24 protein-coding genes and 4 pseudogenes are annotated in these 26,022 nt (G+C 71.4%); 13 read left to right on the forward strand and 15 right to left on the reverse strand.

Annotated elements, in window-relative coordinates; all coding sequences use genetic code 11:
• Positions 1 to 596 precede the first annotated feature (596 nt).
• Positions 597 to 836, forward strand: coding sequence for a DUF5302 domain-containing protein (locus tag AC0B61_RS34985; RefSeq protein ID WP_360245961.1), 240 nt, complete (start codon positions 597 to 599; stop codon positions 834 to 836).
• Between the two features lie 231 nt (positions 837 to 1,067).
• Here AC0B61_RS34985 and AC0B61_RS34990 read toward each other — a convergent pair whose 3' ends face one another.
• The 12 genes from AC0B61_RS34990 to AC0B61_RS35045 form a co-directional block, all read right to left on the reverse strand.
• Positions 1,068 to 2,069 (reverse strand): LacI family DNA-binding transcriptional regulator, encoded by a 1,002-nt coding sequence (locus tag AC0B61_RS34990; RefSeq protein WP_471746238.1) that lies wholly within the window; start codon positions 2,067 to 2,069, stop codon positions 1,068 to 1,070.
• A 321-nt stretch (positions 2,070 to 2,390) separates the two neighbouring features.
• A complete protein-coding gene (locus tag AC0B61_RS34995) occupies positions 2,391 to 3,818 on the reverse strand; it encodes an MFS transporter (RefSeq protein ID WP_471746240.1) in 1,428 nt (475 codons plus the stop codon).
• Entirely contained in the window at positions 3,815 to 4,360 is a 546-nt protein-coding gene (locus AC0B61_RS35000) for a phosphoribosyltransferase family protein (protein ID WP_471746242.1), read from the reverse strand. Before AC0B61_RS35000 ends, AC0B61_RS34995 begins: the two co-directional genes overlap by 4 nt.
• A 46-nt stretch (positions 4,361 to 4,406) precedes the next feature.
• The gene (locus AC0B61_RS35005) at positions 4,407 to 5,117 is read right to left on the reverse strand and encodes a ribulose-phosphate 3-epimerase (RefSeq protein WP_471746244.1); all 711 of its coding nucleotides are present in this window, start codon (positions 5,115 to 5,117) and stop codon (positions 4,407 to 4,409) included.
• Complete coding sequence (gene prs, locus AC0B61_RS35010) at positions 5,114 to 6,178, reverse strand: ribose-phosphate diphosphokinase (RefSeq protein ID WP_471746245.1); 1,065 nt, start codon at positions 6,176 to 6,178, stop codon at positions 5,114 to 5,116. The genes AC0B61_RS35005 and prs overlap by 4 nt, the downstream gene beginning before the upstream one ends.
• Positions 6,175 to 6,852 (reverse strand): HAD family hydrolase, encoded by a 678-nt coding sequence (locus tag AC0B61_RS35015; protein WP_471746247.1) that lies wholly within the window; start codon positions 6,850 to 6,852, stop codon positions 6,175 to 6,177. Before AC0B61_RS35015 ends, prs begins: the two co-directional genes overlap by 4 nt.
• A gap of 8 nt (positions 6,853 to 6,860) precedes the next feature.
• Positions 6,861 to 7,430 (reverse strand): LOG family protein, encoded by a 570-nt coding sequence (locus AC0B61_RS35020; RefSeq protein ID WP_471746248.1) that lies wholly within the window; start codon positions 7,428 to 7,430, stop codon positions 6,861 to 6,863.
• 51 nt (positions 7,431 to 7,481) lie between these two features.
• Positions 7,482 to 8,804: an MFS transporter gene (locus tag AC0B61_RS35025; protein ID WP_471746250.1), complete on the reverse strand. Its 1,323-nt coding sequence runs from the start codon at positions 8,802 to 8,804 to the stop codon at positions 7,482 to 7,484.
• A 20-nt stretch (positions 8,805 to 8,824) separates the two neighbouring features.
• Positions 8,825 to 10,171 (reverse strand): ATP-grasp domain-containing protein, encoded by a 1,347-nt coding sequence (locus tag AC0B61_RS35030; RefSeq protein WP_471746252.1) that lies wholly within the window; start codon positions 10,169 to 10,171, stop codon positions 8,825 to 8,827.
• Positions 10,172 to 10,212: 41 nt separating this feature from the next.
• Positions 10,213 to 10,764, reverse strand: a complete 552-nt coding sequence (locus AC0B61_RS35035; RefSeq protein WP_471746254.1) for a nitroreductase family protein — start codon at positions 10,762 to 10,764, stop codon at positions 10,213 to 10,215.
• 83 nt (positions 10,765 to 10,847) lie between these two features.
• Entirely contained in the window at positions 10,848 to 11,762 is a 915-nt protein-coding gene (locus AC0B61_RS35040) for an arginase family protein (RefSeq protein WP_471746256.1), read from the reverse strand.
• Between the two features lie 29 nt (positions 11,763 to 11,791).
• A complete protein-coding gene (locus AC0B61_RS35045; RefSeq protein WP_471746258.1) occupies positions 11,792 to 12,376 on the reverse strand; it encodes a cysteine hydrolase family protein in 585 nt (194 codons plus the stop codon).
• Between the two features lie 264 nt (positions 12,377 to 12,640).
• On the opposite strand from AC0B61_RS35045, the gene AC0B61_RS35050 reads away from it, so the two are divergent.
• Genes AC0B61_RS35050 through AC0B61_RS35065 form a run of 4 tightly spaced genes read left to right on the forward strand, consistent with a single transcriptional unit; the run spans position 12,641 to position 18,268 of the window.
• On the forward strand, positions 12,641 to 13,357 hold the full coding sequence (locus AC0B61_RS35050) for a DUF3865 domain-containing protein (protein WP_471746260.1): 717 nt from the start codon (positions 12,641 to 12,643) through the stop codon (positions 13,355 to 13,357).
• Positions 13,358 to 13,410: 53 nt separating this feature from the next.
• Complete coding sequence (gene hypE / locus AC0B61_RS35055; RefSeq protein ID WP_471746262.1) at positions 13,411 to 14,421, forward strand: hydrogenase expression/formation protein HypE; 1,011 nt, start codon at positions 13,411 to 13,413, stop codon at positions 14,419 to 14,421.
• Positions 14,421 to 16,742: a carbamoyltransferase HypF gene (gene hypF, locus AC0B61_RS35060; protein ID WP_471746263.1), complete on the forward strand. Its 2,322-nt coding sequence runs from the start codon at positions 14,421 to 14,423 to the stop codon at positions 16,740 to 16,742. The genes hypE and hypF overlap by 1 nt, the downstream gene beginning before the upstream one ends.
• 20 nt (positions 16,743 to 16,762) lie before the next feature.
• Positions 16,763 to 18,268 carry a hypothetical protein gene (locus AC0B61_RS35065; protein ID WP_471746265.1) on the forward strand — a complete coding sequence of 502 codons (1,506 nt, stop codon included), beginning with the start codon at positions 16,763 to 16,765 and terminating at the stop codon, positions 18,266 to 18,268.
• Positions 18,269 to 18,348: 80 nt separating this feature from the next.
• On the opposite strand, the gene AC0B61_RS35070 is transcribed toward AC0B61_RS35065, so the two are convergent.
• Positions 18,349 to 18,588, reverse strand: a complete 240-nt coding sequence (locus AC0B61_RS35070) for an Lrp/AsnC ligand binding domain-containing protein (RefSeq protein ID WP_471746267.1) — start codon at positions 18,586 to 18,588, stop codon at positions 18,349 to 18,351.
• A gap of 379 nt (positions 18,589 to 18,967) precedes the next feature.
• Here AC0B61_RS35070 and AC0B61_RS35075 point away from each other — a divergent pair, with 379 nt between their 5' ends.
• Positions 18,968 to 19,495: a PHP domain-containing protein gene (locus AC0B61_RS35075; RefSeq protein WP_471746269.1), complete on the forward strand. Its 528-nt coding sequence runs from the start codon at positions 18,968 to 18,970 to the stop codon at positions 19,493 to 19,495.
• Here the strand turns inward: AC0B61_RS35075 and AC0B61_RS35080 are convergent.
• Positions 19,432 to 20,850, reverse strand: coding sequence for a replication-relaxation family protein (locus tag AC0B61_RS35080; protein ID WP_471746270.1), 1,419 nt, complete (start codon positions 20,848 to 20,850; stop codon positions 19,432 to 19,434). The two genes, AC0B61_RS35075 and AC0B61_RS35080, sit on opposite strands and share 64 nt — an antisense overlap.
• Before the next feature lie 152 nt (positions 20,851 to 21,002).
• On the opposite strand from AC0B61_RS35080, the pseudogene AC0B61_RS35085 reads away from it, so the two are divergent.
• The 7 genes and pseudogenes from AC0B61_RS35085 to AC0B61_RS35115 form a co-directional block, all read left to right on the forward strand.
• Positions 21,003 to 21,191: pseudogene (locus AC0B61_RS35085) on the forward strand (NF041680 family putative transposase); the annotation flags it as partial.
• Between the two features lie 147 nt (positions 21,192 to 21,338).
• Positions 21,339 to 21,827, forward strand: a complete 489-nt coding sequence (locus AC0B61_RS35090) for a DUF6882 domain-containing protein (RefSeq protein ID WP_471746272.1) — start codon at positions 21,339 to 21,341, stop codon at positions 21,825 to 21,827.
• A 191-nt stretch (positions 21,828 to 22,018) separates the two neighbouring features.
• Positions 22,019 to 22,648, forward strand: coding sequence for a HEAT repeat domain-containing protein (locus tag AC0B61_RS35095; protein WP_471746274.1), 630 nt, complete (start codon positions 22,019 to 22,021; stop codon positions 22,646 to 22,648).
• A 1,382-nt stretch (positions 22,649 to 24,030) separates the two neighbouring features.
• Positions 24,031 to 24,168: a hypothetical protein gene (locus AC0B61_RS35100; RefSeq protein WP_471746276.1), complete on the forward strand. Its 138-nt coding sequence runs from the start codon at positions 24,031 to 24,033 to the stop codon at positions 24,166 to 24,168.
• A gap of 272 nt (positions 24,169 to 24,440) precedes the next feature.
• Positions 24,441 to 24,758, forward strand: a pseudogene (locus AC0B61_RS35105) (transposase family protein); the annotation flags it as partial.
• Between the two features lie 55 nt (positions 24,759 to 24,813).
• Positions 24,814 to 25,191: pseudogene (locus AC0B61_RS35110) on the forward strand (ISAs1 family transposase); the annotation flags it as partial.
• Between the two features lie 64 nt (positions 25,192 to 25,255).
• A pseudogene (locus AC0B61_RS35115) lies at positions 25,256 to 25,483 on the forward strand (ISAs1 family transposase); the annotation flags it as partial.
• A gap of 200 nt (positions 25,484 to 25,683) precedes the next feature.
• Here the strand turns inward: AC0B61_RS35115 and cas2e are convergent.
• Positions 25,684 to 25,995 (reverse strand): type I-E CRISPR-associated endoribonuclease Cas2e, encoded by a 312-nt coding sequence (cas2e, locus tag AC0B61_RS35120; protein ID WP_471746287.1) that lies wholly within the window; start codon positions 25,993 to 25,995, stop codon positions 25,684 to 25,686.
• Positions 25,996 to 26,022: the final 27 nt, after the last annotated feature.

Consider the following 26,022-nt stretch of genomic DNA (forward strand, 5'->3'; position numbering starts at 1 on the left):
CTCCTGAAGACCGCCCCTGACGGACAATCAGCCCACTACACTGCACCACGCAGCCTCTGACCAGGCAAAACACCGAAGTCCTGCTGGAGTACTAGGGGGCCGACCTCGCCCGCCTCAGGCCCGCCGAGGTACTCCCCGGGACCGCCGAACAACCGGCGCCGGCACTCGACATGATCCAGCGCCCCGGAAATGAGACGTCGGCGCCAAAGGGGCACGACCAGGCGACGAGGCGACGGGCCCGCCTCCGAAGAACCTCCTGGCCGCCGCCGCGAAGACCACGACCAAGCGCGGCAGCGCCATAGGGAAGCGGCAGCTGTCCCAACTCACCAAGGCCGAGCTCTACCAGCGCGCCACCGACCTCCACATCGCCCACCGCTCAACGATGAGCCGCGACGAACTCCAGAAGGCCGTGGAGAAGGCCACTCCGCGGCTGCGCTCTGCGTAACGACCGGAAGGCCCGCCGGGACAAGCTCACCGCCGAGCAGGTCGGGCGACTGGAGGCCGTCGGGGTGGCCTGGTGATCCGGACCGGCTTGGGACATGACATGGTGTCCCGTGAAGGCATCAACCCACCCCCACCCCACCAGGAGGTCCTGCATGAGCAGCGGCGCAGCGTCACCCGAGAACCCCGAGAGGTCGGAGGCCGACCCGGCCGCCGAGGTCCCCGCGGCCGCCGTCCAGGACGACGTCAAGGCCCGGTTCCTCGCCGCGCTGGACCGCAAGCACGGCGCCAAGGGCGGGAGCACGGCCGGCGGTCCGAACGGCGATTCGAAGATCCATGGCGCGCACGCCGCGGCGGGCAGCAAGCGCAACTTCCGCCGCAAGAGCGGCGGCTGACCGCGCTGGTGTGCACCGGAGCTGCCGGGCCTCGGCGGGACGGGCCGGGCCGGTCCCCGACCCCGGTTCCGCACGGTCCGTTCCGCCGGCCCGCGTGGGGCTCCCGGTCCGCCCGGGGCCGACAGGGCCGTGGGCGGACCAGGCGCGGGACCACTGGCTTCCGACCGTCCGGTCGTCGCCGTCGCCGCGGTTGCCTCCGCCCGGTCCTGGGAGCCCAGGAACCCGGAGCGGTCAGGCGAGGGCCGGGCCGGTGGAGCGTCGGACGACGAGCTCGGTGGGCAGGGTGACCGAGGCGGGCGTGCCCCCGCCGCGCAGCTCGATCAGCGCCTGCATGCCTTGGGCGCCCAGCTCGCCGAGCGGGAACCGGACGGTGGTGAGCGGGGGTTGGAGCACGATGGCGGTGGGGAGGTCGTTGAAACCCACGAGGGAGAGGTCCTCACCGACTGCCAGGTCCAGCTCGGCCGCGGCGGCCAGGACGGCCGCGGCCATGTTGTCGTCGTCGCAGATGACCGCCGTGGGACGGTCGGCGCCGGAGAGCGCCCTGATCGCCCGGTCCCGGATCTCCACCAGGTCGAAGGAGGTGACGAGGCGGCTCGGGCTGAGCTGGGGGTGGCTGAGCACGCACTGGTCGAAGGCCTCCGCCCGGCGGGCGAACGTCCAGGCGGAACGTTCGGTGCGCAGGTGCATGATGCGCCGGTGGCCGAGCTCGATCAGGTGGGCGAGGGCCTTGGCCATGCCGCCACCGGTGTCCATGGTCACCGTCGGGGTGTCGGGCAGCGGGGCGTCGTCGAGCACGACCAGGGGCAGTCCGGTCCGCAGCTTGGCGACGGCCTGGGCGGACACCGAGCAGGCGATGACTCCGTCGAGCGACTGCCGGGGTGTGGAGAACGGGTCGCAGCCGTCCTCGGCGCTGAGCGGGAACACCACGACGCCGAGGCCCGCCTCCGCGGCGACCCGGGCGGCGCCGGCGTGGACGGCGGCGAAGACCGGGTTCACGATGGTCGGCACGACCATCAGCACGGTACCGCTGCTGCCCAGGCGCAGGTTGCGGGCCGACTCGTTGATCCGGTAGCCGAGCTCGTCCACCACTGCCAGGACCCGCCGGGCGGTCTCCTCCCGGATCCGGCCCTGCCACTTTCCGTTGAGGACCAGCGAAACCGTCGATTGGGAGACCTTGGCCGCCCGCGCCACGTCCGTGGCGGTCAGGGCACGCGACCGGTCTGCTTCATGCATCACTTCTGCCAATCATCCGAAAGCAAGGACGTGGCCCGCCCCGCGGGCCCGCCCCGCCCGGCGCTCGTAGCACTGGTGGCACTCGTAGCGGTGGTGGCGCTCGTAGCGCTGGTGGCGCTCGTAGCACTGGTGGCGCTGGTGGCCCTGGTAGCACTGGTGGCGTTGGTGGCGCTCACTCCGGCCATGTCAGCTCCCTTGGTGGCATGGTCGGCAGTCCGGCGGACCCCACGACGCAACGGAATGGTACTCGGGGGATCCGCACTCCCGATTCCCTCCCGTGAGCAACTGGTCGGCAGCCTCAGCGATCGGGGCGGTGTCCGGTCACGTCACCTGCCGGACCTCGACGTCCCCAGCCGGCTCGGCGGCGGGTCCGGCACCGGACGCGCCTCGCAGCAGTGGCACCGCGGCGGAGCCCAGGACCGCCAGCACCCCGCCGGTGAGCAGGCAGATCCGTGTCCCGTGGATGGACAGCGGACTGTCGGCGGAGAGTTGACCGACCACCAGCAGGACGGCCAGCCCGAACGAGACGCCGAGCTGCTGGGTGGTGATCAGCAGGCCGCCGGAGAGCCCATGCTCATCCGCGTTCAGCTCGGCGGTGGCCGCCACGGCGGTGACCACGGCCACCAGTACCAGACCGAACCCGGTCAGACTCGTCGCCGCCGGCACCCAGGCCGCGGCGAGCCCGGTCAGCGGAGTCGCCGCGAGCAGCGCCATGCCCGCCGCGATCGCGGCCAGGCCCGTGACGCAGGCCCCGGTCGTCCCGAGCCGGCGGTGCAGCGGGCCCGCGGCCCGGGCGCCGAGGGCGGCGGCGGCCGCGTCGGGCAGCAGTGCGACACCGGTCAGCGCGTCGCTCCAGCCCAGGGCGTGCTGCATGAACGAGGCCGCGAAGTACACCATCGAACCGCCGGCCGCGGCGGCCCACGAGCCGGCGAGGTTGGCCCGCAGGACGGGGCCGCGCAACAGGAACCGGCGCGGCAGCAGCGGCGCGGCCCGGCGGTCGTCGCGCCACAGGAACACCGCGCCCACTCCCCCGGCGGTCAGCGCCAGGCCGACCACCCACCAGGCGTGCGCGGACGCCTCAGGCAACAGCGACAGGGTGGAGATGAGGGTGGCCGCGCCGACGGCGAGCAGCAGCGCGCCCAGCACGTCGGGGCTCGCCTCGGCGCGCGCGGGCGTCTCGGGGACCAGCCGCCAGGCGAGCGCCGCGGTGACCGCCGCCAGCAGCCCGCAGGCCCAGAAGACGGCCGGCCAGCCCGCCAGCTGGGTGAGCACCCCGCCCAGGGCGGCGCCGGCGGCGAAGCCCAGTGAGGCTCCCGCGCCCCACCAGGCGAGCGCCGCCGTCCGCCGGGGGCCGGTGCAGAGCGTGGTGACCAGGGCGAGCGCCGCCGGGGTGGCCACTGCGGCGGCCACCCCCTGGGCCACCCGGAAGGCGATCAGCAGGGCGAACGTCGGGGCGACCGCGGCCGCCACCGAGGCGGCGGTGAAGCAGGCCAGGCCGGCCAGCAGCATCCGGCGCGGGCCGTGGACGTCCGCGAACCGGCCCCCGCACAGCAGGGTGGAGCCGTAGGCGAGGCCGTACCCGGACAGCACCCACTGGAGGTCCCGGGCGGGCACCACGAAGTCCTGGGCGAGGGCGGGCAGCGCCACGTTGCCGATCGAGAACTCCAGCGCGACCAGGACCTGCACCAGGCACAGCACGGCCACGGCGCGCCGGTGCCGGCCGTCGTCCGATGGGAGGTGGGAGGTCATGCAACGCTCTCGCTCGGGTACAGCGGCAGGTGGAGCAGGCTGGTCACGGACGGCCGCTCGTCGCCCTCGGTCGCCACCGCGAGGACCTGGACGATCTCCCCGCCCGCCTGCCCGACCAGGGCGTCCAGCGCGGCCAGGGTGCCACCGCTGCTGATCACCTCGTCGATCACCGCGACCCGGCGACCCCGGAGCGCGGCCGCATCGTCCTCCCCGAGGACGAGCTCCTGGACGCCGGTGGTGCCGATGCTCTGGACCGGGACGCGGAGCGGCGCCGCCATGTTCGGGCGCACCTTCTTGCGGGCGATCCGGTACGGCTTGCCGGCCTTCTCGGCGAGCTTGTGCGCGAGCAGGATGCCGCCCGACTCGGGGCCGAGGATGATGTCGACGTCGTCCCGGAGGCGGCCAGCCAGCGCGGCGGTTGCCGCGTCGACGAGCTCCACGTCGCCGTAGAGCTTGAGGAATGCGATGCTCACGGTGTCGCTCACGGCGACCACGGGGAGCTCGCGCCGGACGTCGCCGATGCTGATGGACTGGGTGCGCATGAAGGGGTCCTGAGGTCGGAGGAGGTGGGTGGGGCTCGGGCGGGGATCAGGCGTGAGCGGCCAGCGAGCGGTGCAGCTCGGGCAGCAGGTTGTCGAGCGGGGTGCGGTCGGGGAACACCGTGCTCCCCAGGACGAGTTGGTCGGCACCGGCCGCGACCATCCGGCCGGCGGTGAGCGGGCCGACCGCGCCGTCCGCCTCGACCCGCTCGATCAGCCCGCGCTCGCGCAGCCGGGCCGCCTGCGCGATGGTGTCGAGTGCCTTGGCCCGGAACGGGCGCCCGGCGCCGCCGGGCACGACGCTCATCACCGTCAGCCGGTCCGGGCGGACCGCCTCGACGGCGGCCATCGAGATGGATTCGTCCGGGTCGACGGCCAGCGCGACCGCCGTTCCCCGTGCGGCGATGCCGCGCAGCAGCAGCGCGATCTTCGGCGTCAACGAGCGCTGGTGCACACAGATGCTGGCCGGGCCACGGGCGGCGACCTCCTGGAGCAGCAGTTCGGGCCGGGCGAGCATGATGTGGACGTCCACCGGCAGCCCGCAGTTGCGGCGCAGGTCACTGATGGTCTCCAGGGGAAGCCCGAGGGCGCCGCCGAACGCAGGGTCGACGAGGTCGACGTGCAGACGGGAGACGCCGAGTCCCTCCAGGGTCTCGATGTGCTCGCCGAGCCGGGTCTGGTCCAGGCACACCACCGACATCGACAGCTCGGGGCCGTCGAGCTCGGGTACGGTCCGGCAGGTCGCTGTCGTGACAGTCATGTGTGGTCCTTGAGGGCGTGGTCGGTCAGCGCTCGGCCGTTCGGCGTGGCGTCGGGCGCGCGGTCCGGCGCCAGCAGGTCCGCCAGTGCCCGGGCCATGCGGGGGACGGCGGGGGTGCCGGTCAGCCGGTCCAGGGCAGGGTCCAGGGCAGGGCGGCGGCCGGCCGAGTCGGTGGTGTGGACGCGGTGAAGGGTGCGCCGCTCGCGTAGCCGGGCCAGCCGCTCCGCGCCTGCGGCCGTCAGCCGCAGGTGAGTGGCGACGACGTCGATGCGCGCGTCGGCCGCCCGTTCGCGCAGCGCCGCGCAGACCGTCTCGACGGTCGCCGCGCTGGTGATCAGGTCATCGACGATCACGGCGTGCCGCAGCCCGTCGAGGTCGTCGTCCCCACCGCGCAGGGCGACCTCGACCCGCTCCGGGCCGAGTCGGCGCTTGTCGGCGACCACGGTCGGCAGGCCCAGTGCGGCGGCGAGCATCCGGACGTGCTCGTGGGCGCCTCGGTCGGGGGCCACCAGCACCGTGCCCGGCTCGACCAGCCCGGCCAGCAGCTCCAGGTGGATCTCGTGCACCGGCAGGAAGGTCAGCCGGGTCCCCGTGCCGGAGAACAGCCCGACCAGCAGGTCCTGGGCGCCGGAGGCGAGCGTGACCAGTTCGGCGATACCGGCGGCCGCGGCGAGGTCGGCCAGCAGCGCGGCCATGACCGGCCGGCGCTGGCCCGGCACGTGCCGGTCGTGCCGCGCGTAGACGAGGTGCGGGATGACGGCGACGATCCGCGCGGCGCCGTGTTCCCGGTAGCAGCGAGCCGCCGCCAGCAGGCTCATGATCGCCTCGTCGGGAGAGGCGTGGTCACCGGTGACGGACTGGCAGAGGACGACCGTTCGCCCGGCCGCCCCGGCCGGCAGGTCGATGCACAACTCGCCGTCCGGGAACCGGCTTTCGAGGTTCTCATGGAGCTCCACCGGGTGGCCCGCGGCGCTCAGCGTGTCGGCGACGACGGGCGCCTGGCCGGGGAAGTCGGCGGCGAAGGCCGCGCAGGCGGCCACGGTGATCGTGGGAGCGGTCACGGCCGCGGCTCCGGTGCGCCGTGGACCGTGCCGCCGACCGCGCCGTGGGCCGCGCCGTCGACCAGCCCGAGCGCGGCCCGCAGGTCGTCGCCGTCGTAGCGGTGGGCAGCCAGCGAGACGAGGTTGGACGTGGCGTTCACGGCGACGGTGCGGGTCAGCGTCTCGAAGAGCGGGACGTCCGAGTCGGAATCTCCGAACGCGATCGTCCGCGCGGCGTCCAGACCGAGCCGCTGCTGGAGCTCCCGGACCACGACCGGCTTGTCCTCCGGGTTCAGGATGTCGGTCGGGTAGGTGGAGGCGAAGACGTGGTCGAAGCCGGTGAAGCACTCGGCGAACTCGCGCGGCGCCATGGTGATCAGACAGGTGGTGACGGACCTGGCCCGCAGAGCGGCCAGGGTCTGGGCCACCCCGCCGATCTTCGGGCAGGCGTCGAAGGCCCGTCGGTACAGGTCGGCGCCCGCCCGCGCCCAGGACTCCAGGGCGAGTTCGGCGAACCGGGTGCTGTCGATCAGGCCGGCCCGGTAGTCGCGCTCCAGCCGGTCGATGAGCTCCGGCTCCCCGGCGGCCCGGGCGATCTGCTGGCAGGCGGTGGTGCCGGGGAGCAGGGTGCCGTCCATGTCGAAGACGGCCAGCCCGGTCGGGACCGCGGTGACGGTGGTCTCGGTGAGGGTCACGGTGCGGGTCACACCCCCGCGAACAGGTGCGGCAGTGCCTGGTGGCCGGCGAAGGAGGCCAGGATCTCCTTGGGGCTGTCGCTGACGACGATGTTGTCCAGGTACCGCTGGTGGACGAAGCCCTCGTCGGCGGCGTGTCGCAGGAAGGCCAGCAGCGGCTGGAAGAAGCCCTCGATGTCCAGCAGGGCGCAGGGCTTGCCGTGCAGGCCCAGCTGCGCCCAGGTGAGCACCTCGAAGAGCTCGTCGGCGGTGCCGAACCCGCCGGGCATCGCCACGAACGCGTCGCCGAGCTCGACCATGCGGGCCTTGCGCTCGTGCATGCCGGTGACCACCTCCAGCCGGCTCAGGCCCTGGTGGGCGACCTCGTGGCGGACCAGGTCCTCCGGGATGATGCCGGTGACCGTCCCCCCGCCGGCGAGCGCGGCGTCGGCGACGGCGCCCATCAGGCCGGTCGAGGCGCCGCCGTAGACGAGGCCGAGGCCGGCCTCGGCGAGTGCGCTGCCGAATTCGGCGGCAGCCTGCCGGTGGGCCGGGCGCCGGCCGTGGGAGGCACCGCAGTACACGGTGATGTGACGCAAGGAATCGTCCTGTCTGTGGGAGGGGTGGAGGTTTCCGGTCGGGAAGGGGGTTCAGCGGGCCGGCGGTGCGACGGAGGCCCGGCGTCCGAGGAGGTACGGCACGGCGATGCCGGCCAGGGCGAAGACCGCCCCGAGGCCGAGCCAGCCCGGGTAGCCGTGGTCCACCACTGCCGTCGACAGCACGAGTGGTCCCGCGACGGCCACACTGGTGGCGCCGAGTTGGTAGATGCTCAGGTAGTAGGTGCGCTGCTCCGCCGGGGCGAAGCGGTAGGAGATGCCCCAGCCGCCGGCCGACTGCCACAGCTCGCCCAGGGTCAGCGGCAGTGCCGCGAACAGTGTCAGGGCGCCGGCCAGGGCCGGTCCCACCGAGGCGATCGAGGCGGTCAGGACGCAGAACGCGGCCAGCGCCGCACCGGCGGCCCGTTGCTTGCGGCCGGCTCGCGCCACGTCCTCGCCGCCCCGGCTGAACCGGACCTGAAGCGCGACGGCCAGCAGCGTGTTGATCACCAGGGCCGCGCCGATGAAGCCGCGCGGGGCGTCGGTGCGGGTGACGATCCACAGCGGGAAGGCGACCGAGAGGATCGGCACGTGCAGGTAGAGCACGCCGTTCGCGAGCGACAGGAGCAGGAACCGGGGGTCGCGGAAGGGCAGCAGCCGGTCCCCGAGGCCGGCCGGCCGCCGGTCCGGGCGGCCGTCGCCCGCCCCGCCGTCGCCCGGACGGGGCAGGCGTAGACGGGTGAGCAGCGCGGCGGTCGCCAGGAACGCCAGCGCGTTGGCCAGCACGAAGCCGCCGTAGGCACCGGCCGAGCTCGCCACCGTGATGACGACCGTGGCCAGCACGGCGGCGAGCGCGTACGCGGTGTTCCGGGCCACCGCGATGAACGCCATCGCCTGGACCGGCGAGCCCTCCTCGGTGGTGCTGCCCGCGACGGACTGGATGATCGGCCCGACCGCTTGCTCGACGGCGCCGATCAGGCAGGCGACCACCAGGAACATCCGGAAGTCGTCGACGAACGGGTACGCCAGGAACGCCGCCCCGCGCCACAGTTGGAGCACCGTCAGCGTCGGTCCGTCGCCGAAGCGGTCGGCGGCGCGGCCGATCGGGATGGCGCAGGCGACGCCCAGCAGGCCGGCGATCGACAGGCCGGTGCCGACCTGGGCGGCGCTCAGGCCGATGACCTGGGTGTAGAAGAGGGTCGAGCCGGCCAGGAAGAAGCCGCGGCCGAAGGCGTCCACGAACGCGATGAGCACGAAGACCCGGGCCGTCCGGGAGGCGGGCAGCCGGTCCAGCGCGCGCAGGATGAGCGCTCGGGCGCCTCTGCGGGCGGGCACGCTCCTGTCCGCATCCTGGGTGAGGCCTGGCTTCGCTCCCATGGGCTGCTCCGCTCTTCGTGCTATCGGGTCGGGTCGGGGTCTGTCAGGGCGGGGGCCGGTCGGCCCGCGGTGATCCGGACGGCCTTGCGGACGGCCTCGTCGAGCTGCTCCAGCCGCTCCGGGTCGGGCGCGTCGAACAGTGCGGTGACGACGCGCCCGAAGGAGTCGGTCAGTGGCCCGAGTTCGGCGCCGCGCGCCTTGAGCACGAGCACCTTCCGCAGCCCGCCGGGTGCGTCGGCCGGGGCGGCCTCGACGCCCGGCCACAGACCGTGCTCGACCACCCAGAACGGCGCGTCGGCCGCCGGTCCCTCGACCGTCACGTCCACCAGCGCGCCGGGGAGGTGGTCGAAGTAGACCTGCCGGGCCGGGCGGCGCGGCTGCGGGTGGGAGACCGGGAGCCCGAGTGCCGCGTCCACCACCGAGGCCTCGATCGAGGCGCCGGTGGCCAACTCGTAGAGGTGGAGGATCCCGTCGCCCGGCGGGCGCGCGGCGATCTCCATCAGCGCGACCCGGCCGTCCGGCAGGATGCGGTACTCGCCGTGGGCCATGCCGGTGCCGAAGCCGAGCCGGGCCAGCACCGCCGCCTGCGTGCTGCGCAGCAGTTCGGCCTCGTCCTCGCTCGCGTTGCAGGCGGGCACGGTGTGGCCCATCTCGACGAAGAAGTCGCCCTCGTGCTCGTTGGTGGCCTTCTGGGTCACTCCGGAGAACACCGGGTGACCGTCCACGACGATCGTCTCGACGCTGAACTCCCGCCCCTCGACGCGCTGTTCGAGCAGCACGGGCGCCGAGTCCGGGCCGCGCGCATCGAGGTAGCGGTCGGTCTCGGCCTGGTCCCGCAGCACCTGGACGCCGATGCTGCAGTACAGGTCGAGCGGCTTGGCGATCAGCGGGTAGCGGCCGGCCACGGCTGCGCGGAGCTCCTGTCGCGAGGTGCTGGATAGCAGCGACAGCGGGCTCCACTCAGCGAGGTAACGGCGCTGGAGGTGCTTGTTGCGGCAGACCCGGGCCGCTCGCAGACCGACTCCGGGCAGGCCGAGCAGGTCGGCGGCGAGGCCGGCGGGCTCGACGAAGGACTCGGAGGAGTTGAAGATCCCTCGGACGTCGTACTCGCGGCTCCAGGCGGTGACGCGCTCGAGGATGCCGGCGGTGTCGTCGGGCCGGAGGAACTCCAGCCGCTCGACGGCTTCGAACGGGTGGCCCGGCGTGCCGACGTAGGAGACGGCGACCCGCTCCAGCGGCCACTGCGGCGGTCCAGTGACGACCAGGCTGTGCAGACCGCGTGCGGCGATTGCCCGTAGGTAGGCGCCGGCCTTGGGCAGGTCGGTCATGAGGATGAAGGCCGGCGGACGTGTGTCGGCGGCGGGCATGGTGGGCTCCTGGAACGGCTGTGAGGGGGTACTGCGCCGGCTCACGCCGGGAGGTGCGAGACCCGGCCGGCGACGTCGTCGCTCTTCCGCCGGGCCGGCGGGCCGGACGACCGGTCGGGGGTGCCGATGTCGAGGGAGCCGAGCAGCCGCTCGCCCGGCCGCAGAGCGAGGAGTTCGCCAGCCGCGGTGCTCTCGCAGAGCCGGCCGGTGCGCCAGATGCTCCCGTACCCGCGGGCGTGCAGCAGGAGCATCAGGCCGTACGTCATCGCGCTGGTCGCGGCCACCTGCTCCCACTCCGGCACCTTTGGCCCGGCAACCGGGCTGAACACCAGCAGGGCCTTCAGCGGCGCCCGCAGGGCCTTGCGCGCGATCTGCTCCCGCTCCTCGGCGGTGGCCTCCTCCGCGGCTTCCTCGGCCAGCCGGGCGGCAAGCGCCTCGCGGTCGGTGCCGCGCAGCAGGATCCACCGCCAGGGCCGCAGCCGGCCGTGGTCGGGAGCGGCGGCCGCGCCGTTCAGCAGGTAGATGAACTCCTCGTCGCAGGGCGCGGGTTCGCTGAGCCGCTGCGCGCTGCGGCGGGTGAGGACGGCGGTCATGACGTCCACTGCTTCGGTCCCCCAGTAGGAATCGTTGTTCGTGGGCCGACCGCGCCCCGGGGCGCGGAGCGGCTGCTTGCCGGTCAGCCGCGGGCGGCGGCGATCCGGGCGAGGATGGTCGTGGTGAGCGCCAGCACGGCGTGGCCGGTCATGCCGCCGACATCGTGGGCCGGCGCGAACTCGACGACGTCGTAGCCGATGACCGGCTCGGGCAGGCGCTCCAGCAGCCCGATCAGCTCGCCGCTGCCGAGCCCCCCGGCGACCGGGGTGCCGGTGCCGGGCACGCAGGAGGCGTCCATGACGTCGATGTCGAGCGTGACGTAGAACTGGCCGACGCGGGCCGCGATCGCGTCGAGGTGACGCTGGTAGTCGCGGCGGGCCTGGAGCGGGTCCTCCAGGAAGGCGGCGGCCGGCACCTCGTTGATGCCGTGCTCGTGGATGAACTCGACCTCGCCGGCGTCGTAGGCCCGGGTGCCGACGAGCAGGACGTTCTCCGGGGCGACGGCGCCGTCCTCGATGATCCGGCGCAGCGGTGAGCCGTGCGAGATGTTCGAGCCCTGGTAGCCGTCGAGGACGTCCGGGTGGGCGTCGAACCAGACCAGTCCGAGGGTGCGGCCCCGGGCGGCGCCGAGGACGATCGGGTAGGTGATCGAGTGGTCGCCGCCGAAGGTCAGGACCGGGGCGGTGGCGTCCCGGAAGACTGAGTGGTAGGCGGCGCCGACGTGTTCGATCGAGCGGGCGAGGTCGAAGCGCCAGGTCTCCACGTCGCCGAGATCCAGGACCTTCAGCCGGGAGGCGTCCCGGCCGCGCCGGTCGGTGGTCTTCAGCCGCCGGGACAGTTCGCGCACCCGGCTCGGCCCCAGTGAGGCGCCGCCCGCGCCGCCGGCCCCGCCTTCGAACGGCACCCCGAGGACGATCACGTCCGGGTCGTGCTGCGGGCCGTCGGCGGCGGCGAGGCCGCCCCACATCCGTGCATACGGCTCGGTAAGCCCCTGCATGGCGTCTTCCCTTCCTGTCGTGCGGCCGGCTACGGCAGCGCCTGGACGCTGAAGTCGAAGCCGGCGCCGGTGCGGATGCGCTCGATCACGTCGGACATCGGGGTGATGACGGCGCAGTAGGAGGCCAGCCATTCGAGGGCACGGGTGCGGTCCTCGTCGCGGGTGGAGACCACGCCGTCGGAGGGGACGACCACGTTGTAGCCGCGGAAGTGGGCATCGGCGGCGGTGGTCTGGATGCACACCTGGGCCTGCATCCCGGTGATGATCACGGTGTCGATGCCGTGCTCCTGGAGGTACTCGTGGAGCTTGGTCTCGAAGAAGCCGCTGTCCTTCTTCTTCTCCATGACGACGTCGGTGGGGGCGAGGAACTCCGGCAGCAGCTCGGCGCCGGGGGTGCCGCGCAGCACGGGGATCTGCCCGTTGTGCAGTTCGAGCTTCTTGTCGCCTTCGTCGTAGATCAGCTGCAGGTGGATGACCGGGACGTCGAGTTCGCGCGCCTCGGCCAGGAAGCGCACGAAGTCGGGCGTCATCCGCTCGACGTTGGCCTTGCGCTGCTCGTTCTTGTCGACCAGGTCGCGCTGCAGGTCGTTCGTCAGGATTACGTATCGGGACATGTCAACTTCCGTCATCAGGGCATACGAGATGAAGAACTCGGTGGGATGCCGCCGACACTAGTCATACGTACGAGAAAGGCGCAACCGGCGTCGCGTCAAAGGTCAGCCCAACTGGGAACTTTGAGACCTTGTCAGATCGTCATGCGTATGACTAACCTGCTGCGAGCGGCGCAGCCCTGAAGCGGACCCGTCAAGAGTGGTCCGCCGTCCCCGCTGCCCGCGCGCCTTCCCATCACCCCTTCCGTGCGAGAGCAGAGGCATGTCATGACCGAGCGCCTGTCGGTGCAGATCGACGCCCGCAACGACCAGTTCACCAACGCGGTGAAGAGCCGCATCCTCGATTCCCTCTCCGAGATCAGCACGGAGTCGCTGGAGTGGCTCGTGATGGAGCACTACCAGTTCTCCTTCGCCAACAAGGGCCTGCTGCAGAGCGCCGTCGAGTGCACCAAGCAGCTGGCCGAGCAGGGCGTCACCGTCGAGCTCCAGCGCAACGTCGACGAGGAGGACGGCCACGCCCCGATGTACAAGCAGGGCATGCTGAACGTCGGCACCGACATGGACACCCGCGTCGAGTTCGCCCCGACCACCAAGTTCCTCGCCGACGTCGAGGCGCTGTGCGCGCCGAACCCGTCCCGCGCTCTCGGCGCCCTGTACGCCACCGAGACCGCCGCCATCTTCGAGCACGAGGTCTTCTTCGAGCTGTGCCGCGAGATCTGCGAGCGCCGCGGCTTCACCTACGAGGGCAGCCTGATCAAGCGCTTCCACGACATCCACCTGGAGGACGGCGTCGAGCAGGGCCACAAGGACGGCCTGGCCGCCTTCGTCGACCTCGACCAGACCGGCACCGAGTTCGCCGAGGGCCTGCCGGTCGAGACCGCGCAGGTCCGCCAGGGCGCGCTCGACGCCATCGAGGTCATGGAGGTCTGGTGGGACGCCCTGCTCGGCAAGGTCTTCCCGCAGCCTGCCGGCACCGCGGCCTGAACCAGCCCGACGGGCCCGAATTGATGTACACCGAGAGCAGGAGGGGCTGACGCATGACCGAGACGGTCGTCCTGGACCACGGAGCCGGCGGCGGGATGAGCCAGGAGCTCATCGGCGGCACGATCGCCGCGATTCTCGCCGACACCTACGTCGGCGAGATGGAGGACAGCATGGTGCTGGAAGTCCCCGGCACCCGGATCGCCATGACGACCGACTCGTTCGTCGTCGACCCGATCTTCTTCGGCAACGGTGACATCGGCAAGATCGCCGTCGCCGGCACGGTCAACGACCTGGCGGTCAGCGGCGCCCGGCCGCTCTACCTGACCCTGGCCGTGGTACTCGAGGAGGGATTCGCCCTCGACGACCTCCGGCGCGTCCTGCGCTCCGTCCGGGACACCGCAAGGGCCGCGAACGTCAAGATCGTGGCCGGGGACACCAAGGTGGTCCGGCGTGGAGAGGCCGACGGGATCTTCCTCAACACCACCGGTGTCGGGGCCATGGAACGCCCGCTCACCCTCTCCAGCCGGACGCTCCGGCCCGGCGACCAGGTCATCGTGACCGGCCACCTCGGTGACCACAGCATCCACCTCCTCTCGATGCGCGAGGGACTGGGCTTCGAGCAGCGGGTGCAGAGCGACTGCGCCGTCCTGAGCCACGTCATCGCCGACGTGCTCGACGAGTGCGGCGACGGGGTGCGCTGCATCCGCGACATCACCCGCGGCGGCCTCGGCACCGTCCTCAACGAGTTCGCCCAGGCCTCGGCCCGCGCCATCGAACTGACCGGACCGGCCCTTCCGATCCGGCCGGAGACCGCCATGGCGGCGGACATGCTCGGCGTCGACGTCATGTACCTCGCCAACGAGGGCAACCTCTGCCTGGTCGTCTCCCCCGACCGGGCAGAGGCCGCCCTCAAGGTGCTGCACGCCCACCCGGAGTGCGCCCGGGCCACCGTGGTCGGCGAAGTCGTCGACGGCGAACCGGGCACCGTGCGGATGATCGACGCCGACGGCCGCACCAGCACCGTCGACCTGCTGTACGGGGCCCAGCTCCCGAGGCTGTGCTGATGGCCGCCGCGGCGGTGCGCCGGACCCTGCGGGTCCACGGCTTCGTCCAGGGCGTCGGCTTCCGGCCGCACGTCTACCGCCTGGCCACCCGGCACCTGCTCGGCGGCTGGGTGCGCAACGACGAGCACGGCGTCACGATCCGGGTCGAGGGGCCGCGCGCGGCCGCCGACCTCTTCGCCGCCGAACTGCTCAAGCAGACGCCCGAGTTGGCCCGGATCGACGCCTGCACCGTGGTGGCCGAGGAGCCGGCGGGCACCTGGTCCACCTCGTTCACCATCCGGCACAGCGAGACCGCCGGCGGCGGCGGCGCGCTGGTCACCCCGGACAGCCACGTCTGCACCGACTGCGCACAGGAACTGTTCGACCCCGCCGACCGCCGCCACCGCTACCCGCTCGTCAACTGCACCAACTGCGGGCCGCGTTACAGCATCATCCGCGAAGTCCCGTACGACCGTCCCAGCACCACCATGGCGGCCTTCACCATGTGCCCCGAGTGCCGGCGCGAGTACGAATCCCCGGCGGACCGGCGGTTCCACGCCCAGCCCAACGCGTGCTCGGCGTGCGGCCCGAGGGTCCGGCTGCTGAGCGCGGACGGCACCCCCCACCCGGCCGTCGGGGAGCAGGACGACGAGGTCGCCGCGGCCGCCGCCCTGCTCCGGGCCGGCCGCATCCTCGCCGTCAAGGCACTCGGCGGCTACCAGCTGATGGCGGACCCGCACCACCCGACGGCGGTCGCCGAACTGCGCCGGCGCAAGGAACGCGGCGGCAAGCCCTTCGCCCTGCTCGCCCGCGACAGCGCCACCGTCGCCCGGTACGTCCGGTTCGACGAACAGGAACGGCGGCTGCTGGAGTCGCCGGCCCGCCCCATCGTTCTGCTACGGGCCCGGCCGGGCCACGGACTCGCACCCGAGGTCGCCCCGACCACCGCCACCCTCGGCTTCATGCTCCCGACCACCCCGCTCCAGCACCTCCTGCTCGCCGACGCCGCCGACGTCCTCATCGCCACCAGCGCCAACGCGGCCGACGAGCCGATGGCCCGCACCGAGGACGAGGCGCTGCGGACCCTCGGCGGCCTCGCCGACGCCTTCCTGGTCCACGACCGGGATATCCACACCCGGGTCGACGACTCGATCGCCCGGGTCGTCCACAGCACCGTCGAACCCAAGGTCGCCTTCGTCCGCCGCGCCCGCGGCTTCGTCCCCGACCCCGTACCCGCCCCGTTCCCGCTGCCACCCGTCCTCGCCCTCGGCGCCGAGCTGAAGAACACCGTCTGCCTCGGCGAGGGCGGCAACCTCTACCCGAGCCAGCACCTCGGCGACCTCAAGAGCCCCGGCAACCAGCGGTTCTTCACCGAGACCATCGACCACCTGCGCACCCTGTTCGGCATCACCCCCCGGTACGTCGCCCACGACCTGCACCCCGACTTCCACAGCACCCGCCATGCCGCCGCCTGTTCAGGCGTCGAACTGGTGGGCGTCCAGCACCACCACGCCCACATGGCGTCCTGCATGGCGGACAACGGCCTGAACCGGCCCGTGATCGGCGTCGTCTTCGACGGCACCGGGTACGGCACCGACGGCACCATCTGGGGAGGGGAATTCCTGATCGGCGACTACCGCGGCTTCGAACGGAAGGCGCACCTGGGCCGCTTCCGGCTGCCCGGCGGCGACAAGGCGGTCCGCGAGCCCGCCCGGGTCGCCATCGGCCTGCTGGCCCAGTACTTCGGCCCCGAGGCGGCCGGACTCCCGCTCGACCTGGTGCGTCGGCGTGACCCCTTCGAAGTCGGTGTGCTGATCAAGATGGTGGAACGCGGCATCAACTCGCCGCAGACCTCCAGCATGGGCCGGCTCTTCGACGCCTACTCCGCCCTGCTCGGCGTCTGCGAACACGTCGGCTACGAGGGCCAAGCCGCGATCGAGCTGGAACAGCTCATCGCCTGGGACCACCGCCCCGCCCGGCCCTGGCCACTGCGCCTGGAGAGCGAGGAGGACCGCCTGGTCATCGACCACCGGCCCTGGATTGAGGCCGCGCTGGCCGAAATCGCCGACCCGCGGCGGAGCGTGGCCGAGACCAGCCGGGCCTTCCACGAGAGCGTGGTGCACGCCGTCGTGGAGATCTGCCTGCGCCTGTCGCACGGCAGCGGACTGCGCGACGTCGTCCTCAGCGGTGGCGTCTTCCTCAACCAGCACCTGCTGGTCCGGACGGAACAGGAGCTGACCGCCGCCGGTCTGACGGTCCACACCCACGGGCGCATCCCCACCAACGACGGCGGCATCTCCATCGGGCAGGCGATGGTCGCGGCCGCCCGGGCACTCTCATGAACCACGCGGACGAGGCGGGCATGGACGAACAGCAGATCAGGACCAACCTCGACGCGATCGTCGGGCAGATCCGCCGGTACGTGCCGAGCATGGCGCCGTACTACGCGATCGACGCCCCCCTCGGGGAGTACGCGGCCCGGCTCCGGCCGGCCGACCCCCATCCCGTGCACGCCCGCCGCCAGCAGCGACTCGCCGCCGCCGTCCAGCGGGTGCTGCGACAGGCCTTCGGGCCCGCCGCGGCCGGACTCCCCGTCGACGCCCGGGACCTGAGGGCGGTCAACATCGTCGACCACCACCAACTGCTCAACCACCCGCTGCTCCTGGGCACCAACATCATCGCCAACGCCGACCGGCTGACCGGCCCCGACGAACAGGGCCGCCGGCCGGACGGCGGCAAGCGGCCCATCGTCACCCTCTCCTGCAGCAACGTGCCGCCGAGCAACCACTACATGCTGGGAGGCTTCCGCTACCGCGGCGAGACCGTCCCCTACTTCAAGGCGAAGGAGAACCGCGACGCGATGTACTACGTCGGAACGCGCCCCTTCGACTTCGTCGAGCGGCTCCGGGCGGTCAAACGGTGGGGCCGCTTCACCCCCGACGAGCAGGAGTTCCTGACCGGCTACCAGGAACGGCTCAACGGCCTCGACCACGCCCACACCCACCGGCACCGCGACCAGCTGGCCGTCGCACTGCGCGACACGTGGCCGCTGCTCTTCGAGGAACGCCTGCGCGAGGACCTCCCGGACCTGGTCTACGCCACCATGGAGGACGTCACCCGGGAGTTCCTGCTCGACCTGTTGGGCGGGCGGGGCGGCGCACCCGAGGAGAACCACGTCACCGCCGCCCTCTTCGACCCGGCCTTCCGCCGCGAGGTGCTCGACGCCTTCCGTGGCGTGGTGGTGGCCTGGGACGAGGCCGCCGACAAGGGCACCCACTTCTTCTGGCGCAAGTACCCCGGTCGGCCGGAGCTGCTGCGCCTGTACATCGACGGCACCGACCTGGTACCGACCGACCCCCGCTTCGCGCACCTGAAGGTCCCGCTGGAGCCGGCCGCCGTCCGGGACCACCTCGAACGCGAGGAGATCGTCCCGTCCGTGGCGCTCTGCGTGACCGTGCTGCTCCTGGCGGGGGTCCGGCCACTGGTCGGGCCGGGCTCCCTGGTCTATACCACGCGACTGCGCGACGGCTGGGCGGACCTCCTCGGCCGGCACGGCGAGGCGGCCGAGGCGGACCTCGTCGCCCGGGTCGACACCGGCGGCCTGATCGCGGGCACCCCGATGTTCTTCGCCCCCGCGCAGGCCGGCGGCGGGGTGCGGACGCTGCACGCCGCCGACGTGTTCAGCCTGGGCGGGGTGTCGGAGACCTACCTGAAGACCGTGCTCGCCACCCCGCTCCGGGACCTGCTACGGGTCGGCTCCAGCGGTGTCTACGAGCTGTTCGCCGGCTCGTACATCCCGCAGGAGAGCCGGCTCACCGAACGCGTCGGTTTCGACGCCGCCGCCTCCGTCGTCCACGACTGGCTGTAGCCCGGGCGAGTTCACGGTCGGGACCGGCCGACCAGGTCGCGGGGACGGGCGACCGACTGGATGGCGGTCTGCGCCGGTCGTCAGCGGCGGGCAAGGCTGTCGGGCGGATCGGTGAGGCGGTCCCCGTCCAGACGGGTTCCGGCCTGTTTGACCTGACGGAGGACCGGGCTGACCTCCATGCCTTCGACGCCGGGCAGCGTTCCGAGGCGATCGGTGGTGAACTCGAACAGCTCGTCGAGATCACGGCACTGCACGACGGCGTGGAGGTTGTGCGGTCCGGACACCGCGGCGGCGAACCCCACCTCGGGCATCTGCGCCATCGCGCGCCCGACGGCCTTGATCCGGCCCGGGTGGACTCGCAACCACAGGTTCGCCCGGGCCTGGAACCCCAGGGCCGCCCGGTGCGACCTCCACGTCGATGTGGACCACCCCGCTGGACAGCAGCACGTGCAGCCGTCGGGATACCCGGCCCGGGGTGAGGTCGGCGGCGGCCGCGAGGGCGACCAGGCTGGCGCGCCCGTCGGCGCGACTGCCGCGGGCACACCGAACTCAGGTGTGGCCGTTGCTGCGGCGGCCCAACCCCGAAGGTGCTGCGTTCGCCCACAGTCGCAGTCGCCGCGATGACAGGGGAGACCAGTATGTTGGCGGCAGGACAGGCCGACGGGGTGTCCGCCCCGACCACGCTCACGAGGGGGTAGCGTGATCGAACCGCCCTTCAACCAGCCGGGCCGCTTTTGGCGCGGTAATCTGCACGCACACTCCAACCGGTCCGATGGCGCCCTGTCGCCCGAGAAGACCGCGGCCCACTACCGCGAAGCCGGCTACGACTTCCTGGCGATCACCGACCATTTCCGTGCCAAGCACGGGTTTCCGCTGACAGATACCCGACCGCTACGAACCCCCGGGTTCACCACGCTGCTTGGCGCCGAGCTGCACGGCCCAAGCACCGAGTTTTCTTCGGAGTGGCATATCCTCGCCGTGGGATTGCCGCTCGGATTCACTCCTCCCGGGCCCGGAGAGACCGGCCCTCAGCTAGCGCGCCGTGCACGAGCCGCTGGCGCGTTCATCGGGATGGCCCACCCTGCCGCGTCGCTCCTCACCCTCTCCGACGCTGAGAGCCTGGATGCGGCACATGCGGTCGAGGTCTACAACGCGCTGTCCGCCTACGAGGACCGGGTGACAGCTGGCACCTGGCCGACGTCCTGCTCAACCGCGGTCACAAACTGAGTGCCTACGCCGCAGACGACTCGCATTTCCAGCCCCAGGATCCACCAGCCTGTGCTGCCTGGGTCCAAGTCCGGTCGGAGTCGCTCTGCCCGGAGGCGCTCCTCGCGGCGCTCAAAGCAGGCCACTACTACTCGAGCACCGGGCCCGAACTGCACGATATCCAGCTGAGTGACGACCAGATTTCGGTGGCATCCTCGCCAGTACGCAAGGTGCTGATCACCGGCAGCAAGCCGGGCAAGCAGGTTCTCGAAGGCACAGACCTCACCGACTGCTCGCTGCCTGTAGCGATGTTCGCGGGCGGGTACTGCCGAGTCACCGTGGAGGACGCGGCTGGGCGGCGGGCCTGGAGCAATCCGATCCACCTGGGACCGCCAGCGTAAGTCCTGGCATAGCTGTCTGCTGCGGTGGCGAGCGCCTCGGTGGGTGTGCCAGCCATCCCGGCCGAACCGCCACCAGACCGGTCCGCCGGCCCCGTGGCGGCGCAGCAGCGGCAGAGTGGTGGCCACGACGGGCAGGGCGCGGTGGTGGTTGCGGGCGTGGACGGCGTCGCCACCGTACGCGGGGGCGTGCCAGGTGGCCTTGGAGGCAGCCTCGACCTCGGTCATGCGGTTCAGCAGCCGCTCGTGGTCCCGCTCGGCCTTCTCCTTCTTCTGCTGCGGGGTGAGCTGCTTCGCGCCGGGCTGGTCACGCTTGCGGCCGGCCTCCAGGACCAGGGCGACCGGCGGCAGGCCCTCGCGGCCGGTCGGCGGGTAGACGGTGGGCCACAGCCGCAGCTCGTGCGTCCGGTGCCCCGGGCGGCGTAGCGAAGCCTCGAAGGCCGCCTTCGCCGTGCCCTTCGCGGGAAGCTCGCACCAGGCCCGGTACGAGGCGAGCTTCTCCACGAGCGTGCCAACGCCTTCGTTCTCACGGTCGACCTCGACCAGGAGCACCGGCACGTCCGTACCGGGTTCGCGCAGCACCAGGTCGGTGAAGAGCGAGCGGCGGTGCGGGATCGGGTGCTCGACCTCGGTCGTGAACGCCTCCAGGTGCCCGAACCTGGCGCGGGCGAGGAGGCTGGCGGTGGCGGCGACGTCCAGGGCGTGCTCGGAGAACGCCGTCGGTCGGCCGTCGCGCTCGGGGCGCGGCTTGGACAGCTTCGTCCCGGCCGGGAGCAGCCCGGCGGCCTCGCGGCGCCCGGCCGCGGTCAGGCACCACAGCTTGCGGTTGTCCGGCAGCCGCAGCTCCACGCGCACCCTCCCGGCGGCCTCCAGGTCGCCCAGGGCGTCGCGGGTCGCCCGGTCGTTGCGCTGGGTCGGGCAGACCAGGTGCCAGAGCTCCCGGCCGGTGGCGCGCTGGAACAGGGCGAGCGCCACCATGACCCCCTTCCTGACCTTGTGATTTATTTATCGTCCGGCTTCGAACTGGCGGACCTGGTGATCACTCGTCCGGGTGTTTCCAGGACGGCAGTACGGCCTTCGCGTGATCCTGAACTCGACCAAGAGGGACAGGACTTGACGCGAAGGCCGTGATGGTGAGTCTGGTGGAACAGGGCGGGCAGTGCGAGCCGTTCGCTGAACTGTCACGCTTCCGGGGGGGCTTCTACGACTGCCTGACCGGACGGCGCGACGCGCTGTTCGAGCTCACCGACGCGGTGCTGTGCACCGACGGGCCGGTGAGGACCCTGGTGGACCTGGCGCTCGCGCCCGAACACCGCCGACCGACCCACCACAAGGTCGGCACCAAACCACGCCGCACGGGATGAGCGACCAGCAGATCCACCGGGACGACCAGGACTGAGCCCGGCAGCCCAGGACCGGTAACACAGATGGGAGGATCTGCCGACAGTTCTGCGCAAGGAGACACAGTGGACGACCGCTCGAAGCATGACCACTCCAGATGGGAAGAGGTTGTGCTCGCCGCCCGTGAGCGCGCTCGCACCCGGCAGGCCCTCATGGTCGAACGCTTCGGACTCTCGGGGGACGTGCAGTACCACTGGTCGATGGACGACGCACAGATCACGTGGTCGCGCGACGGGAAGGTGTTCCTCACCGGACGGCTCACGATGATCGGCAGTGTCAGCCTCGCCCAGCAGTCCTGGTTGTGGTCCTGGGCGAACGAATCACTGCCGCACGCAGTCCTGGGCGACATCGAGCGGGTCCGGCAGTTCGGTGAGGAGAACGACTACCCCGTCTTGCCATGGTCAGGCTTCAACTATCACCCCGAACTCGTCGCCGAGGCCCGGATGGTCGCGGCATCCGTACTCGACGCCGAGGGACTATGGGCGGAGTCCACCGACGACGTTCAACTCCACTTCCTGGTGCACGACTTGGAACTCACCGCCGAGAGGCACTGACGGGCACCAAGGCCCCAAGGCCCCAAGGGCGCCGGTACTGGCTGTCGGACGTTAAACGGCAAGATGACGACTGGCGTGCCCTGCAGGTCGCCGGCTACCTCCCTCAGGCCGCCGCAGAACTACTACCGCGGCTGACCCGGCGCCTGACCGACGCGAACTTCTCCTCGCCCTGGGGATCCGCCACCGCGCTGATGGCCGCCATCAACCGGCTCGGCGCCCCGGCGGCCGTACCCGCGCTCACCACGGCCCTCGACACCGCGGTCAAGCAGGAAGAGTGGCGCACCGCCGCTGTGGCCCTGCGCGCGCTGGGCTCCATCGGCAGCGGCGCCGCGTCCGCGCTGGAGACGGTCCGGACGCTCGCCGACGCCGAGGACCCGGAGCTGCGCTTCGCAGCCGTGAAGGCCCTGTGGGACATCGAGCGTAATTCCGCCGATGCCGTGCCGCGGCTGACCGCTCTGCTCGACACCAGCGCGGACCACGACGCCGCCGACGTCCTCGGCCGGATCGGAGGGCCGGCGGCCGCAGCGATGCCCCGCCTGCGGCAGATGCTCGAAGCCGGCCATGCCCGGACCCGCACGCGCGCCGCCGCCGCGATCTACGACATCGGCGGCCCGGCCGAGGCCGTGGCCGTCCTGCCCGTGCTGCTGCAGGGGTGGGAGGAGAACGACTCGACCGCCGGCCATGTCCTGGACTGCCTGCGGCGCATGGGCCCCGCGGCCGCGCCCGCCCTTCCCCGGATCCGCGCGGAACTCGCCTCGATCCGCCGAAGCGGCGACACCTTCCACAGCGTCGAGGGCGACGAACTCCTGCCCACCTCATGACCATTGGTCTACGGCCACTACACCACTTCATGGGACGCGACCAACTCGTCCTCGGCGGCGAACACGTGCCCGGCTTCCTCGAGACCGTCCTCGACGAGCTCCGCGGCGGGGCGACCGTGTAGGCGATCGTCCACGTCGCACGGGTCCCCGGTACCCAGAGCCTGGGTACCGGGGACCCGTGCGACGTTCACCGCCGAGTCCTTCATCGGGCCTGTCGGACGACGGCTCTCGCACCACCCCGGGACGGCCCTCGCGCTGCCGGACCCACCACGGCCGATCGGCGACGGCCCCAGCCCCGACGATCACGATCCGGACCGGGCCCGGTCCTCGGGGCCTGATCCCGTTCACCGGTGCCACACACAGCGGGAAATGCCTCGAGAGGAACCGAGAGACCTGTGTGACGCCCATGTCCGGACGGCGGACTCCAGTCCTCACCGGAGTACCGCTGCGGCATCGTGGTACTCCGGCCGCTCGACCTGTCAGCCCATCTCCACGGAGGTAGCCGTTGCCGAGAACTGGACGGTGTTGATGAGCGCGGTCCTCCCCGTACCCACGGGTCAGCCGCACTGTGGCGGCCGCCTGAATGCCGGTCAGACCGGGATAGACCCCCGCTAGTGCGGGGAGTGTGCACAGCGGCTCTCCAAGGTGCCGGCGAGAGGCGGCTGACCCCCGGATTCCGGGGAAGTAGCAAATCCCATACCAGCGTGAGAATACCAGGCGCAAACCCCAAAGGAGATCAAACCATAAAGCTTATAAGTAAGCTAAAATTACTCCTCTTGCTTCAATATCACCCCCCCCATCACCGCTTGCGAGCATTGCATTACATGTCACTCGACTCGCTCCACGTAAGCCTCTCGTAGGTACCTTAATGAGAGACGCTGAAGCAAAGAACTCGGATGCACAAGTTGCGGCAGTCTGGGGAGTGTGCGATAAGGTCGTGCCAATCAGCACAAGCCCGACCCGCCTACCAATGGCAGCCTCACAAGAGTTCCTGACAATCATTTTTCTTATTTAGAGGAAATTGGGTGCACGACAACCAAGCATCGTTTCCGTGGTCACTGGAGAAGTTCGTGGCAAGCCTGCTCGCAGCTCTGATCGCCAAGGCACTTGAAGCTGTCATCCGGCGCTTGCAGGACGGCGAATCGAAGCAGCAGGGCCGGCCACGCTCTAGGGGCCGTATTCAGGGCCACGGTCGTACAGGAATCCGCCGACCGGCAGGCCGAACTCGCCCGCCTCAGAAAGGCTCGGAATATGAACGGCGGCTCCGCCGCCGCGGCCGCCGTGTGAAGCGTTGACGGGTCGACAAGATCCTGATCACATCCGGCTCGGCGGTCCTGGCATGCGGCACCCACAGCAGGGGGTCGGCGCTGGATAAAGCGTGCGTGCAGCAGAAGCCCTTAGTGATCCACGTCGTCAAGCAACGAGAACATGCGATCGTGCTTCTTGAGCTGCGATGTGCCGACGGCGACTTCGACGAGCGATGGCGGTCGCTCGAGAATCCCTATCCCGGCACTGGGTGATGGTCTCTGACCGCACCGCTGGTAAATCCGGAGTGGGCTTGACCGGGTGCAGCCGTTACTGGTCGGCTGCACCCTTGGCACGGGGCAAGCTGTTGATGATGTCGGTCGAACCGGAAGGCGCGCCGGACCCAGGGTCGTTTCAAAGTCCTGGTGAGCTCGTGAGTCCGCAGGTCATGGCGGTGCAGGTGTCCGGATCGGACCGTCACGAACGCATCGAAGCTCCGGTTGAACGGGGTGACCTTCCCAAGTCGCCCTGAACCGCCGGAGCTTCAATGTGCCGCCAGTCTGCCACCGTCTGTCTGATCAAGTCGCCCGCTCTGGACAGCGTGGCGGCATTGCCGCTGGTGGAGTGTTTGCGGTTGCTGCCCGATCCGCGTCGACGTCGAGGGGTGCGTCACCCGTTCGTGGCAGTGCTCCTGGTCGCCGCCTCGGGGGTGGTCGCCGGCGCGCGCTCGTACGCGGCCGTCGGCCAGTGGTCCGCGAACGCTCCGCAGCACGCCCTGGCCCGCCTGGGCGCCCGGGTCGCGGGAGCGCTGGGCGTGCGCGTCGCACCGAGCGCCGCCACGATCCGACGGGTCATCGGTCTGGTCTGCCCCGGCGGACTGGCCGACCTGACCGGCGGCCGATCCAGCGGGATCGGACTCGATCGCCGTGGACGGCAAGGCCGCCCGCGGCTCCCGGCACGGCACCTCGCCCGCCGCCCACTTGCTGGCTGCGATGACCGGCGACGGGCGGACCGTCACCCAGCTGTGGGTGCCCGACAAGACCAACGAGATCACTTGCTTCACCGCGTTGCTGGCGCCTTACGACCTGACCGGAGTCACGATCACGGCCGATGCCCTGCACACCCAACGCGGCCACGTGCGCTTCCTGGTCGAGGAGAAGAAGGCCCACTACCTGCTGGTGGTCAAGGCCAACCAGCCCGAACTGCACCGCCGGCTGCGATCGTTGCCGTGGAAGGAGGTCACCGCACGCCGCTACGACCGCGAGGCCGGCCACGGCCGCCGCGAGACCCGCGTGACCAGAGCCCTCACCGTCACCGGCCTCGGACTCGACTTTCCCCCACGCCGTCCAGGCCGCACGTATCCTGCACTACCGCACCGACCTCAAGACCGGCACCGTCAGCCGCCAAACCGTCTACGCGATCACCGACCTGACCTCGCAACAGGCCTCGCCGCAAAGGCTCGGCCAGCTCGCCAGATCGCAATGGACCATCGAGAACCGGCTCCACTTCGTCCGCGACACCACCTTCGCCGAAGATGCCTCGAAGATCCGCACCGGCCACGGCCCCGAGAACATGGCGACTCTCCGCAACTTGGCGATCAACACGCTGCGGCAGCACGGGCACCGCAACATCGCCGCCGGCCTGCGGCACACCTCCTACGAGCCCTTCAGCCGCCCGCTCGACCTTCTGGGCATCGCCTGACCAGGACACTCACAAGATCACGGGACTTTGCAACCGCCCTGGCGCCGGACCCTGCCAGCGCCGGTCGACCCGTTCAGTCAGCACCGCTCCTATGTGTCGGTCGTGGTCCGACCATCCATGGTCTGCAAACCCCTCATCGCGACCAGCGTCAGCCCGTCGAAGTCCAGGGGCTTCCGTCGTTGCTCACCTGCCGTGCGCAGCTCGAAGCCCTGCTCGTTGGCCGCCGTATGGACCAGTACCGCCACGCCGTCCCCGACGCAGCCGCTGACGGCCTGCCAGATTTCCTCTCGGACTTTGGCGGAGATGGTGCCGACGTACAGCTGGGGTGTGACCTCGATGAGCCAGCGGGTGAGGGCGCCGCGTACGTGGTCGGGAACCGCCGTGGCGGACAGGACGGTCATGGCTGCCACGGGTGCTCCCGATCCGGA

It is taken from the genome of Kitasatospora sp. NPDC023385 (assembly GCF_055664045.1).

Excerpts from the sequence above, each read along its gene's own strand:
- AC0B61_RS34985 (WP_360245961.1), top strand. The coding sequence starts at position 597 with ATGAGCAGCGGCGCAGCGTCACCCGAGAACCCCGAGAGGTCGGAGGCC.
- AC0B61_RS34990 (WP_471746238.1), bottom strand. The coding sequence starts at position 2,069 with ATGCATGAAGCAGACCGGTCGCGTGCCCTGACCGCCACGGACGTGGCG.
- AC0B61_RS34995 (WP_471746240.1), bottom strand. The coding sequence starts at position 3,818 with ATGACCTCCCACCTCCCATCGGACGACGGCCGGCACCGGCGCGCCGTG.
- AC0B61_RS35000 (WP_471746242.1), bottom strand. The coding sequence starts at position 4,360 with ATGCGCACCCAGTCCATCAGCATCGGCGACGTCCGGCGCGAGCTCCCC.
- AC0B61_RS35005 (WP_471746244.1), bottom strand. The coding sequence starts at position 5,117 with ATGACTGTCACGACAGCGACCTGCCGGACCGTACCCGAGCTCGACGGC.
- AC0B61_RS35025 (WP_471746250.1), bottom strand. The coding sequence starts at position 8,804 with ATGGGAGCGAAGCCAGGCCTCACCCAGGATGCGGACAGGAGCGTGCCC.
- AC0B61_RS35030 (WP_471746252.1), bottom strand. The coding sequence starts at position 10,171 with ATGCCCGCCGCCGACACACGTCCGCCGGCCTTCATCCTCATGACCGAC.
- AC0B61_RS35035 (WP_471746254.1), bottom strand. The coding sequence starts at position 10,764 with ATGACCGCCGTCCTCACCCGCCGCAGCGCGCAGCGGCTCAGCGAACCC.
- AC0B61_RS35040 (WP_471746256.1), bottom strand. The coding sequence starts at position 11,762 with ATGCAGGGGCTTACCGAGCCGTATGCACGGATGTGGGGCGGCCTCGCC.
- AC0B61_RS35045 (WP_471746258.1), bottom strand. The coding sequence starts at position 12,376 with ATGTCCCGATACGTAATCCTGACGAACGACCTGCAGCGCGACCTGGTC.
- AC0B61_RS35050 (WP_471746260.1), top strand. The coding sequence starts at position 12,641 with ATGACCGAGCGCCTGTCGGTGCAGATCGACGCCCGCAACGACCAGTTC.
- hypE (WP_471746262.1), top strand. The coding sequence starts at position 13,411 with ATGACCGAGACGGTCGTCCTGGACCACGGAGCCGGCGGCGGGATGAGC.
- hypF (WP_471746263.1), top strand. The coding sequence starts at position 14,421 with ATGGCCGCCGCGGCGGTGCGCCGGACCCTGCGGGTCCACGGCTTCGTC.
- AC0B61_RS35065 (WP_471746265.1), top strand. The coding sequence starts at position 16,763 with ATGGACGAACAGCAGATCAGGACCAACCTCGACGCGATCGTCGGGCAG.
- AC0B61_RS35070 (WP_471746267.1), bottom strand. The coding sequence starts at position 18,588 with ATGGCGCAGATGCCCGAGGTGGGGTTCGCCGCCGCGGTGTCCGGACCG.
- AC0B61_RS35080 (WP_471746270.1), bottom strand. The coding sequence starts at position 20,850 with ATGGTGGCGCTCGCCCTGTTCCAGCGCGCCACCGGCCGGGAGCTCTGG.
- AC0B61_RS35095 (WP_471746274.1), top strand. The coding sequence starts at position 22,019 with ATGGCCGCCATCAACCGGCTCGGCGCCCCGGCGGCCGTACCCGCGCTC.
- cas2e (WP_471746287.1), bottom strand. The coding sequence starts at position 25,995 with ATGACCGTCCTGTCCGCCACGGCGGTTCCCGACCACGTACGCGGCGCC.